This is a genomic window from Candidatus Omnitrophota bacterium (genome assembly GCA_040755155.1).
GTDB lineage: Bacteria > Hinthialibacterota > Hinthialibacteria > Hinthialibacterales > Hinthialibacteraceae > JBFMBP01.
Genome location: JBFMBP010000153.1, coordinates 115,327 through 127,667 on the forward strand (window position 1 = coordinate 115,327; position 12,341 = coordinate 127,667).

The 12,341-nt window shown below is 49.0% G+C and carries 9 protein-coding genes; 4 read left to right on the top strand and 5 right to left on the bottom strand.

From position 1 onward, the window contains the following. Nucleotides 1-54: 54 nt before the first annotated feature. The 3 genes from AB1656_24190 to AB1656_24200 form a co-directional block, all read right to left on the bottom strand. Nucleotides 55-2,514 (bottom strand): formylglycine-generating enzyme family protein, encoded by a 2,460-nt coding sequence (locus tag AB1656_24190; GenBank protein MEW6238498.1) that lies wholly within the window; start codon nucleotides 2,512-2,514, stop codon nucleotides 55-57. Then, nucleotides 2,498-2,728 (bottom strand): hypothetical protein, encoded by a 231-nt coding sequence (locus tag AB1656_24195; GenBank protein ID MEW6238499.1) that lies wholly within the window; start codon nucleotides 2,726-2,728, stop codon nucleotides 2,498-2,500. The genes AB1656_24190 and AB1656_24195 overlap by 17 nt, the downstream gene beginning before the upstream one ends. Nucleotides 2,729-2,844: 116 nt before the next feature. Next, the gene (locus tag AB1656_24200; protein ID MEW6238500.1) at nucleotides 2,845-6,342 is read right to left on the bottom strand and encodes a formylglycine-generating enzyme family protein; all 3,498 of its coding nucleotides are present in this window, start codon (nucleotides 6,340-6,342) and stop codon (nucleotides 2,845-2,847) included. 346 nt (nucleotides 6,343-6,688) lie between these two features. Here AB1656_24200 and umuD point away from each other — a divergent pair, with 346 nt between their 5' ends. From umuD to AB1656_24220, 4 genes are all read left to right on the top strand, one after another. Further along, on the top strand, nucleotides 6,689-7,120 hold the full coding sequence (gene umuD, locus AB1656_24205; protein ID MEW6238501.1) for a translesion error-prone DNA polymerase V autoproteolytic subunit: 432 nt from the start codon (nucleotides 6,689-6,691) through the stop codon (nucleotides 7,118-7,120). Then, entirely contained in the window at nucleotides 7,101-8,462 is a 1,362-nt protein-coding gene (locus AB1656_24210; protein ID MEW6238502.1) for a Y-family DNA polymerase, read from the top strand. The genes umuD and AB1656_24210 overlap by 20 nt, the downstream gene beginning before the upstream one ends. 145 nt (nucleotides 8,463-8,607) lie before the next feature. Then, nucleotides 8,608-8,832, top strand: coding sequence for a type II toxin-antitoxin system HicB family antitoxin (locus AB1656_24215; protein MEW6238503.1), 225 nt, complete (start codon nucleotides 8,608-8,610; stop codon nucleotides 8,830-8,832). Next, nucleotides 8,801-9,025: a type II toxin-antitoxin system HicA family toxin gene (locus tag AB1656_24220; protein ID MEW6238504.1), complete on the top strand. Its 225-nt coding sequence runs from the start codon at nucleotides 8,801-8,803 to the stop codon at nucleotides 9,023-9,025. The genes AB1656_24215 and AB1656_24220 overlap by 32 nt, the downstream gene beginning before the upstream one ends. A gap of 67 nt (nucleotides 9,026-9,092) precedes the next feature. Here the strand turns inward: AB1656_24220 and AB1656_24225 are convergent, their stop codons facing one another. Both AB1656_24225 and AB1656_24230 read right to left on the bottom strand, forming a co-directional pair. Then, a complete protein-coding gene (locus tag AB1656_24225) occupies nucleotides 9,093-9,671 on the bottom strand; it encodes a hypothetical protein (GenBank protein MEW6238505.1) in 579 nt (192 codons plus the stop codon). After that, nucleotides 9,668-12,169, bottom strand: a complete 2,502-nt coding sequence (locus AB1656_24230) for a tetratricopeptide repeat protein (GenBank protein MEW6238506.1) — start codon at nucleotides 12,167-12,169, stop codon at nucleotides 9,668-9,670. Before AB1656_24230 ends, AB1656_24225 begins: the two co-directional genes overlap by 4 nt. Nucleotides 12,170-12,341 lie beyond the last annotated feature (172 nt).

The window sequence follows — 12,341 nt, forward strand, 5'->3', positions numbered from 1 at the left end:
TGTTTTCTTATTGAAACTATTCCAAATTGAATTCTTCATGTCGCCAATGGCGGTTCAATCCCCCATCCCCGCGTCTGGCTCCCAGACGAGGCGAAGGCCTATTCCATAGTCATTTCTAGACGTTGTTCTTTGATAATAACGCTTCGCTGACCGAACATCGCATTTATTGGAGCCCCCGCCTCGGCATACATAACTGGTTCCTATGCTAGGTCCATTTGGATCGATTTGTTCTTTTCTTATATATTGTCCATACCAATCCTGGCAACGTTCGTAAACGTTGCCACCCATATCGAACAAACCCCAGAGATTTGGCAATTTTAAGCCAACTCGAGAAAATGCGCCATTATTTACGCTAACATAATAAGGCAAGCGTTTCATGCTCCCATTATTGTCTAATTCATCTTCTCCCCAATAATACATTGTCGTTGTTCCTGCGCGGCAGGCGTATTCCCACTCCGCTTCCGTTGGCAAACGAAACACTCCCAATCCCAAATTGTTCAGTTTCTGTAAATATCGCTGAATAGATTGCCATGTAACATTATCAACAGGAATATCGTTTATTTCTTTATTTCCAGCCATTAAATTAATCCACTGCGCATTGGTGACTTCATATTTTCCTAAGTAAAAATCCTTCGTCAAAGTGACTCGATGCCTGATTTCATCATCAGAACGGCAAAATTCACCCTCGGGGCTTCCTATACGAAACGATCCGGGGTAAATCATAATAAAATCTAATGGAATATTGTTTTCTGATAAATTTGGAAGTAAAACTCTATGTACTTCCAATTCGTTGTTTAATGTCCATTCGCTTTCCATAGATCGGTTCACGCCATCGGAGGAAAGTCCTACAATCTGGAATCGATAGCATTTGCTTTTTTGAGGACCTTCCCGATAAACAGAAGAAGTATAGAAGCCGCTTTTAAAAGACCATTCGAAATATTGAATATCGCTGCTTCCCGTAATTCCCAAAAACTCAAACTTATCCATTTCATCGACTTTTACCCAAATATGGTAATCTTTCACCAAAGGGGAATCTTCTCCAAAGTTCCAAGCGATCAAGATGGCGCGCCCATCAGGAACACGGTCTACTTTATTTAGCCAATCCATCGGCGGGGAAATATTTCCTTTCATCAAGTTCGTATGCGTAACAACTCGTCCGGCGGGAACGTTCGGGATAGGGATCGTCGGCATAGCCGCTGGTTCTGCTCCTTCTTGGCTCAGTAAAACCGGCGCTAATTGTTCCAATATGATTCGCGGACCGGAGGTAACGCCCAAAGGATATACACGAAACTGATATGTATGATTGAATTGCGGGCCATTTAAATATAATGGACTAACATCAGGAGCATTAGGACGCCAATCGTAACTTGCCGCGTCTGCGGCGCAGCGAATCAGGAATTGATAACCCAATCCGTCTTGCCGCACATAAACATCCCAGCCAAGAGCGTTTGCATTCACATGATCCCACGCAATGGTAATGTTAACGGCGTCGGGAGCGTCAAAATCGGTTTCTCTTGTCAGGTCGCCGGTTGACCACGGTTCGTCATATACATGGACGGCGTTCTTCGTCTCCAAAACTATAGGAGTAGCCGTTGGCGTATTAGTAGCCGTCGGCGTAAACGTTGGCGTAATCGTTGCCGTGGGCGTGATTGTTGGCGTAATCGTCGGCGTAGGCAAAGGCAACCCTATATATTTTACTTTATAGCTGCCATACCCTCCCCAACGCTTCCCTGTATAATCGATATGAAATACCCCAAATGAATACTCATGGCCGAATTCAGGACCGTTACGAAGTTTCAAAGAAACCAAGGGCGAATTCGGTTCCCATACAAAAAAGAAAGGACGTTCAATCCGCCATAGACTACCAAGATATTCGGAATATTTGGAGTCGATCAATACAAAAATATGAAAAACCTGAAAGTAATCGCTGCCGCCGCTTTTTTCCCACCAAATGGCGAGTTCTCTTGCGTCTTTCTCATCGTAATCCTCCTTCCCGCCCAAGTTTTCTGAAGAATACCGATCGTCTGTGACGTACACTTCGCTTTCAGGAACTCGAGGATTGCCATAAAGCTTTTCCGGCGTCGCAAATGAGGACGGCGTAGGAGCGTATGTAGGAAGAGGCGCGTCAGCATCCCCCTCCTCATACGTTACCGGATAATAAGTATAATATCCAACTCCTATCATTCCCTCATTTTTTGTGACGGGGAAAACATGGAAAAAATATAATCCTCCAAGCTCAGGACCATTGCGAAAGGCATCAGCCACTAATGGCGAATTCGCTTTCCATTCAAAAAGGTATGGAGGTCTATTTGAATTTGCGCGGCCTAAGTGTTGAATTTGGCGACTTCCTATTGATACGTTTAGTACATGCACATAATAATCTACAATATCTGGATTGTTTCTCTCCTCTTCGCTAGGATTCCACCGCAAAACCAATTCCCGGTCGTTCTCTCTGTCATAATCCAGCCACCCGCTCAAATCGTCGAATGTATATTGATTATCCGTTACGATCATTCTGTTGGTTGGCAGGGAAAGATTCCAAGTCGGCCAGGGAGTAAGCGGAGTCGGCCATTCCGTCGGCGTAGAACCTAGCGTAGGCGTGACTGACGGCGTTTCCGTCATAAAATAGGCGGGCAAGGCGATAGGCGTTTCTCTCGCCGCTCCCGACGGCGGCGTTGGCGTGGGAGAGTAATCCTGCGAAACAGCTAGAAAGGGTTGAATCAAACATAACGCGGCAAAACAGTAAAATCTTTTCATCACATGTTTCCCTCGTTTCGAAAGTCGCCACAATTCCTTTTCAAATCTACCATTAATATATAAACTCTTGTTTTGAAGGTTATTTATTTACTCTTGTGTTCCCGCGTCCGGTTCCCAGACGAGGCGAAGGCCGTTCGATGCGTATCCATAATCTAAAATTCCATAGGAATAATTCCGCGAATAATAACGATAGGCGGATCGGCAATCATAAATCGTTTTTCCGCCTCCTCGGCATACATGCAATATGCCTGTCGCAGCTCCAGCAGGATCGATGCAGATATCAACTTCATACGGACCATACCAATCTTGGCACCATTCGTAGACATTCCCGCTCATGTCAAACAATCCCCAAGCGTTTGGGTGTCTTAAACCGACAGGATAATTGCAGCAATAGGGAATGCTTACGTAATAATTCATTCGTTTCGATTGCTCGTTTGGCATCCATTCGTCATCGCCCCAATACAATCGCGTTGATGTTCCCGCTCGACATGCGTATTCCCATTCCGCTTCCGTCGGCAATCGAAATTTACCTAATCCTAGCTGGCTCAACATTTCCGCATACGCTTGCGCCGCATACCACGATACGCTGTCGATGGGATAATTTCCCGAATAAGGATTGTACTGTGTTATCGAGCGCCATTGTTCTTGCGTCACTTCATATTTTCCAATATAAAAATCTTTTGTGATTGTTACTTCATGCTGCGTTTCATCCTCTCGCCGAAACTGATCGATCATCGGACTTCCCATAAGAAACGTCCCGGCTTTTATGAGAATAAAATCAAGCGGCTTCGAATGCTCCGGCATATTCGGCAGCGGAATTCTTTGAACGATCATTTCCGAATTCAAAATCCAATCGCTCTCTAAAACTCTTTTCACCCCGTCGGAAGATATTCCTACAATCCGAAAACGATAGCATTTGCCTTTTTGAGGACCTTCCCGATAAGCTGGAGAAGTATAAAATTCACTTTTTGGCGACCATTCAAAATATGAAATTTCGCCGCTTCCCGTACTTCCCAAAAATTCGTTGCCGTCCATCTCGCCGACTTTTATTCGAATATGATAGTCTTTAATCAAAGCAGAGTCTTCGCCGAAATTCCAAGCGATAAGAATGGCGCGCCCATCAGGAACGCTGTCTTCTTTATTAAGCCAATCCATCGGCGGGGGAATATTTCCTTTCATCAAGTTCGTATGCGTAACAACCCGTCCGGCGGGAACGTCAGGAATAGGGATCGTCGGCATAGGCGCCGGTTCCTCTCCTTCTTGGAGCAATAGTACTGGCGCCGATTGCTCCAATATCATTTGCGGACCGGACGCAACGCCCAAAGGATATACGCGAAATTGATAAGTATGATTGAATTGCGGGCCTTTTCGATATGCGGGATTAACATTTGGAGCATTAGAGCGCCAATCCCAACTTGTTTCGTCGGCGGAACAATGAGCCAAGAATTGATACCCCAATCCATCTTGGCGAACATAGACATCCCATCCTTGAACGCCAGTTATAACCGTCTCCCAAGAAATAGTGAGATTAATATCGTCAGGAAAATCAAAATCGCATTTACCCGATAAATCCTCACTAGCGCCAGGTTCGTCAAAAACATAAATCTCATATATTTTTCCCGTTTTTGTAGGCGTCGGCGTAGGAGGCAGTAGCGTAGGAGTTGGCATTGGCGTTGTTTTCTTCTCAATGTTATGAGGAGTTGAGTTGGGATAACCTGTATATAGAACATCAGTGGTCGAAATCGATCCCCATTTCATGCCGATTTTATCAACATAATACATTACAAACGAATAAAGATGTCCAAATTCAGGACCATGGCGAAATTTCAAATCCACCCAAGGCGCATTGGGTTTCCATACAAAATGATAGGGCTTTTCGATTTGCCAAGTACTTCCTAGGTACTCTCTGTTCCGTAAATCTTTTGTATTAACAAAAATCTGAAATTCTCGTAAATAATCTTTTTCTTCCGCCATATTCCACCACAATACCAATTCTCTTTCATCGGCGTAATCATAATCAGTCTTATTACATAGATTTTCCTTCGAAAACTCGTCATCTGTAATAATCATTTCATAAAATGGAATTGCGAAATTTGGTATTGGAGTTGTTGGTTTTGTTGACGGGAGTGGAGTTTTAGTCGATGTTGGACGCGGGTAATCGTTTGTTCCCGACATAAATCGAATCGTATTGTAGTTATAATATCCGTATCCAGCAATGATATTGCTTTTTGTGACTGGAAAAACATGAAAATTATACATATTACCAAATGCAGGACCATTGCGATAAATTTTTGATACTAATTCAGATCCTGCTTTCCATGCAAATATATATGGCGGTTTGCTTGAGTTTGTATGGCCTAGATGTTCAAAACCGGATTTGTTTATTGATAGTTGTACATAATAATCTACAATATCCAGATTGGTTTTTTCTGATTCGTTGGGATTCCATCGTAAAACCAATTCTCGGTCATTTTCTGTATCGTAATCTAACCAACCGTCTAAATTTTCGTATGTATATTGATTATCCGTTACGATCATTCTATCGGAAGGCATAGATGAATTCCACGTTGGTGATGGAATAGGAAAATTTGGCGTCTCTAACGGCGTAGGCAATGACGTCGCGTCAAGCCATTTCAAATAATAAATAGGATGATTTCCTGAATATGTGTTTAATATTTTATTTGAGATCCTTGTTGCAATCACTCTTACATTAAAATAATATTTAACGCCAAATTGCGGACCGTCTCTATATTTTTCATCGATTAAAGACGATCCAGGCGCCCAAATAATTTCAAACGGTTTTTCTCCACTGCCTGTATGACCTAGATATTCTTCTTTTTGATTTTCGCTTGTTGATACATACGCCCGAAAATCCTTGCAGCCGTAATCTTCCGAATCCATTTCAAGATCCCATCGAATGACCAACTCGCGTTCATCTTCTGAGTCGTAATCCACACGAATAAATTGCGTTAAATCCTCAAAAGAATAACGATCGTCCGTCACGATAATATTATTTACAGGAACGGTAGGAATAGGTGTAATCGGCGAGGGCGTTGGAGTAAGAGTTAACGCATTTACATATTGTACTTTATGGTTCATATCAAAAAACATAAAGTCACTTCCATCTTTGTCAATTAAAGCAGCTCGAAATTTATATTCATGGCCAAATTGCGGGCCATTCCGAAATTTCGGTTCAACGATTGGATTATCAGGAATCCATGAAAATAAAAAAGGACAGTCGATTAGCTGAACGCTGCACAATAATTCAAATTTAGTACTACTCTGGTAATCGCGTACATAGATATGAAAATTTATTTTACAGGGTTCGGTCCCCACCCCTGGGAACTTCCACCATAACGCCAATTCCCTCTCGTTTTCAAGATCGTAATCCCCCAATCCACATAAATTTTCGGCGGAATATTTATCGTCAGTGACAATAACGCAATTATAATTAAAAACAGGTTTGGCGATAGGCGTCTCCGTATTCGCATCTGGCGTTCTTGTTGGAGTCGGAGTGAAGTCCTGCGCGTTGGCGATAATCGATTGGACAAATAATAACCCTGTCAAAAGATGGATTTTTTTCATCGCAAGTTTCCCTCGCATCGGTCCTTAAGCCGATTCTCTTTTGGAGAAAACCTTCGTTCATACGTTCCCGGCGAGATGGAGCGCCCCCCGCCCGCCGCCTTGGGTAGAATGTCTTTTGGGGAATGGATGACGAATGGATCGCGGGACTTTTCGCCTATTCCCCCTTTGCTTTATATTATCACAAAAATAGATAACGTACATAATAACAATCTAAAATATAACATAAAAATACTAAAATCAGCCGAAACCAGCCGGGCGGGAATTTCCTTCACTCTCATATTGAACATTTGTTTAGTACGCGCTATAATTCTTACTGCAGGAAGGATGCGCGCGAGGTGGAGTCATCATGAAAAACGAATTTTGGACGCTGGATAACGATTCTTTATTCGAGCCGAGGGCGGCGCCGTTGGCGGGGCCGAGCGCGGCGGCGGGATTTCCCTCGCCCGCCGACGATTACGTGGAAAAGCAACTGGACTTGAACGAATACCTGATTCACAACCCGGCGGCGACCTTTTTCGTGCGGGTGTCGGGAGATTCCATGACCGGCGCGGGCATCCACCACGGCGACATCCTGGTGGTGGACCGCTCGCTGGAGGCGGCGGCGGGGATGGTGGTGGTGGCGGCGGTGGAGGGAGAGATGGTGGTGAAGCGGCTGCGGCGTCTGGAAGGCAAACTGGCGCTGACGCCGGACAACGACGCCTATCCCCCCATCGAGATCGGCGAGGAGACGGAATGCGCCGTGTGGGGAGTAGTTACCCATGCCATCCATGCGGTCTGAAGCGAAGCGGCCTCCGGCCATCGCGCTGGCGGACTGCAATAACTTTTACGCCTCCTGCGAGCGGGTGTTCCGGCCCCATCTGGAGGGAAAGCCGGTAGCGGTGCTTTCCAACAACGACGGCTGCGTGGTAGCGCGTTCCAACGAGGCGAAGGCGTTGGGAATCGCGATGGGCGAGCCGTTCTTCAAAGCGCGGGCGCTCTTGGAACGGGCGGGAGGACAATTCTTTTCCTCCAACTATGCGCTGTACGGCGATATGTCGCAGCGGGTGATGAGCGCGCTGGCTCAGTTCACGCCGGATTTGGAAATCTACTCCATCGACGAGGCCTTTCTCAACTTGACGGGAATCCCCGCCGGGGACGCGGCGGACTATGCGCGGCGCATCCGGCGGGTGGTGAAGCAATGGACGGGCATCCCCGTCTCCATCGGCGTCGCCGAGACGAAGACGCTGGCCAAGATCGCCAACCGCATCGCCAAAAAACAGCGCCCGGACGGCGTATTCGACCTGCGAGCGGCGCCCTCCCGCGAGGAGACGCTGGCGTCGGTCGCCGTGGAAGACGTGTGGGGCATCGGACATCGCTACGCTTTCCGGCTGCGCCAGCGCGGCGTGGAAACGGCGTTGGCGCTGCGCGACGCCGACGAGCGCTGGATTCAAAAGGAAATGGCGATGGGCATTGTCGGCGTGCGGCTGGTGTACGAACTGCGGGGGATTCCCTGCCTGCCGTTGGATCTCTGCCCCTCGCCGAAGAAAGAGATCGTCTGCTCGCGCTCGTTCGGGAGGCCGGTGGAGTCGCTGGCGGAACTGAAGGAAGCCACGGCGGAGTACGTCAGCCGCGCGGCGGAAAAGCTGCGGCGGCAAGGATCGCTGGCGGGCGGCGTGGGGGTGTACCTGATGACCAATCCCTTTAAAAACGAACCGCAGTACTACAACTCGGCCTATATCCCCTTCCCCGCGCCGAGCAACATCACGCCGGAGATGATTGCGTACGCGCTGGCGGCGCTGGAGAGGATGTACCGCCCCGGCTACCGTTACAAAAAAACGGCGGTTTTGCTCAGCGGGCTGGTTCCGGACAACGTGATTCAGACCAGTTTCTTCGACGAGGACGACGAAAGCCGCATGAGGGGAATGCGGCTGATGCGGACCGTGGATAAAATCAACGCCCGGCTGGGAGGAGGAGCGGTGAAATTCGGAGCGGCGGGCATCGCCCAAGAATGGCAAATGCGGCGGCGGCATCGCTCGCCCGCCTACACGACGCGCTGGGACGAACTGGCCGTGGTGAAATCGGGCGACGGATGCTTCCGGCGGGCGGCGCGGAAACGGAAAAACAAACGGGAAAAACGATGAATAAAGCGAAAAATTCGGCGAATCAATATCGTCGGGATTCGCTTCGTTCGACCAATCCTAATTCTAAAATCCTACGAAGCAAAAGAAAAACAATCCTCTCCCCCCACTTCCTGAATCGCGATATAATGCTTCCAGGAGATGAACCATGCTGAAAACATTCCATGCCAGTCTTTACCGCGATCGGAACGGCTATTCTGCTCAATGCTTGGAAGTGGACATCGTCAGCCAAGGCGCAACGAAAGAAGCCGCGCTCGCCAACCTTAAAGAAGCAGTCGAACTCTACTTCGAACCGCCTCAAGCTCATCCCATGCCGGAAATCCACGCCTTCGAGGTTGACCTTGCCGCCGCTGAAACCGCTTCCGTTTCGTGACGTTAAACGTAAACTCCCGTCCCTCGGCTTCCACCAAGCGTCTCAACGCGGCAGCCATGTCAAATTCATCAAAGAAACGCCTGACGGCGTTCGTGTTGTGATTGTTCCCATGCACAGAGAAATCGAGGTTGGAACTCTTAAAAACATCCTTCGTCTGGCGGGAATATCGACTGAAGAATTTATTGATCTCTAAGTAATCCTGAATAATATTTAGCGCCGTTGACTAACTGAAAATACCTCCTCCGGTGTTGACCCACCCATTACTTCGCGAAGTTGAGAACTCCATCCACTTTGGAAACATCGCATATGTGCAAACTGCGTTTGCGGTTTTTTTCTCCCGCCGGACCTTCCCCTAAAGAGCAGGTGGGAATGACGATCTTGCCGTCCTGTCCCAGAATCAGACTGTATTTATAGTCGCCCACATCGATGCAATCCGGTTCCGCGCCCAGTTTGAAATAGGGGGGATTGGATTTATCGAGGCGAATCACGGCGCCGCCTTGAGACTTCTCCATGATCTCGTTCAATTCGAATAACTCGCAGATTTTCTCGCCCGGCTTGGTATGATTTTTATTCGCCAGGTAGGTCAGGCAATTGGCGGCGAGCGTCAAGCGCGCCGAACACTCAACGCCGCGCCACATAAATAAAGCGTCAAAATAATTGGGGATGGCGATCAAGGCGATGAGCAGCGCCGAAATCGCGAGGCAAACGATTTCCCATAGCTGCAATCCGAGAATCGTGCGCTTCTCTTCTCTCTCCCCACTCCGTTCGGGTATCGCCCGGACAGGGGCGTCGCTCGTCCGATCCTTTTGCGCTTCCACTGAGGCGTTCATTTCGTTCATGGTTTCTCCGCTGTATTTATTCTTTGCATTTCCAATCGGGCAAGATCGGAAAAAATCGTGTCGGGTAAATCCAACAAAAGTTGCCGGTATTTTGTCGCATCTTCCATGCGCAAGCCAGAGGGACTGGACATTTGCAATAATTCCAATTGCGTCATTCCCCGAATTGCCGGATTGTCTACGTCGAGAAGAAGGCGCCGCCATTCTTCGCTGGCTCCGGCGCGATCACCGGCGTCCCGCTTCAATCGGCCGATGTCGTACCTCGCCCATTCTTCGATATCTTCTCCGTATCCCTTGACGGCCAATTCTCTCATGACGGGAACGGCGTCGGCGAAACGGCCTTGGAGCCGATACATGGCCGAGAGGCTATAGAGATCGAGTGATTCGCCCGTCAACGGCTCGATAGCCGCCAGGATTTTCAGCGCATCGTTCGCCCAGCGCCAATCGTCGCTATTGTCCACAATATCCTGGAGCAGCAAGCGGGCGGCTTCCACATCTTTCAAAGCCAAATGGATTTGCGCCAGGAGAAAACGAGCTTCGGAGCGCTGCGGTTGAAATTGGATATTTTCCAATAATTGCATCGCCGGTTCCAGGGACGAGAATTCCACCAACGCCTTGGCGCGCAAAAACAATAACCGATCCAGCGCCTCCGGGGACAAGGGCGGATTCACTGTGGAGGAAGATTGTTCCACTTTGCGAATCGCCGATAAAGCTTCGCCGGGCTGGAAAGCGTTCAATTGAACCGCCGCATAACGCAATAGCCGGTCCGCAATCAAAGAATCGAGAGGGAGGACGGATGTCGCTTCCAGAACCGGCGCTAAGGACGGCTTCATGAGTTGCGCCGCTTCGCGTTGATGGTCCAGGCCGGATTCGCCGCTGAGAATTTCCGCCAATTCCCGGTCGGCGGCGTTTCGATAGAGGCTTTCTGAAGCCACCGCCTGCAGAAGAACAACCGCTCCATCGCGATCCCCCTGTTTCAGGGCGGATTGGGCTAACTGAATGCGGCATAAACCGGTATCGTCCGCCTGAGCGATGTCCTCCATATCCTTGCGGAATGGCGGTCGCGCGCCGAGTTCCAGCAATGGCCGCCGCACCCATTCTTTCACTTCCGCATAGGGACGCCCTGTGGCCAATTGCACTAAGGCGGCGACTAGCGGCTTGAGATCGGCGCAAGTTTCGGCGAATTGCAGAATAGCATAGGAGAGAGACTCCGGATTGAATCCATTCGCTTGCGACGCTTTGTCGAAGACGGCGAAGGCGCGATCGTACATCCCCAACCGCAGAGCGGTTTCTCCCTCTTGGGAGACCAAAGGAGGAGGCGTCGAGTCTTTCCGTTCGTTCAATATTCCAGCCGCTGTTTGTTGATCCCCCAAAGCGAAGATTTTTTCCGCCGCTTTGAAAGCCGCCAAGGGATTGGCTGGCTGGAGATTCATCCAATCTTTCCAAAGTTGGACGGCTTCCTCTCTTTTCCCCGCATTGAATAACAGATGGCTCAGCTTTTCGCGGCGAGTGAAATCGAGCGGCAGGAATTTTACGATTCGAGCCAGAATGGCGATCGCCTCTTCGGAGCTGCGTTGAAGATGGACGAGATCCACCCATTGATCCAAAAGTTCTATCGGCGCATGGCCAATGTACTCGGCGGCAACCGTTGGGGGATCTTTCGCTTCTCCATTCATCAGGGTGGATTCGATCGCTTCCAAGGCTTCCTTCCCGCGATTGGCCTTGAGCAAGAGGTCGGTCAGCAATAAGAGAAACGGATAAGGATCGCCGCCCGTTTTGGATAATCCGCTCAAACGCCGCAATAAATCGTCCAATTTGTTCTGGGCGGAATAAACCTCCACCATCGGCGCAGCCTGCGCCCGGGCTTGTGCCGGAAAAACCGGCCAAAGGGTTTCATACAAGCCGCAGCTGCGAGAAAGGTCGCCTTGCAAGCGCAACAAATCGGCCAAATTCCACCCCAAAGCGTCGCGGTATTTGGGAATGGCGATGGCATAGAGATTATCGATCTCTTCCCGGCTCAAGGTCAGAAAAGCGTCGTTTTCGATAATCCGCATCAGGAGATGAACCTGGTAGGCTTCATCCGCCTTGGGAAACAGTTTCCAGCATTCCTTAACGGCGCGCCGATAAAAGCCCGCCCGCTCCAGGCAGCCAATATAGCGTTGCGAATAGTAATTCACCTTCAGGAACGCCGGATTCTGGGGATCGGGAGGAACGCCTTCCAACGTTTTGGCGTAATACTCCGCCGCCTGTTCGAAACGGCCTTGCGACTCCTCGATGATTCCCAGCTGGCTTAAAACGCCCGTTTTATCGGCGTAGCTTTTCCACTCTTGGGAATCGAGCATCCGCCGATAAAAATAAGAAGCGGTTACATAATCGGAGGAGACGAGGGCGGCATCGCCTTGAGATCGAAGATCGTCCAATTCGCCCCCCCATGCGAAAGAGCGGCTCCAAACGAGGACAAGCAGCAAGAATAGTCGCCCAAAGGCGTATTTTCGATTCATAAAAACATCTATTTCCAATCCGGCGACAGGTTTCGGCTATCAGCTAGGAAGGCGGATTGATATTCGCGATCAATCATAAAATAAAAACGAATCAAGCTGCCCAAAGTCATGGGCGCCGATTCGAAAAATTTTTCCGTTAAAACAGATATAAATAGCGGCTTTAGGGACAGTT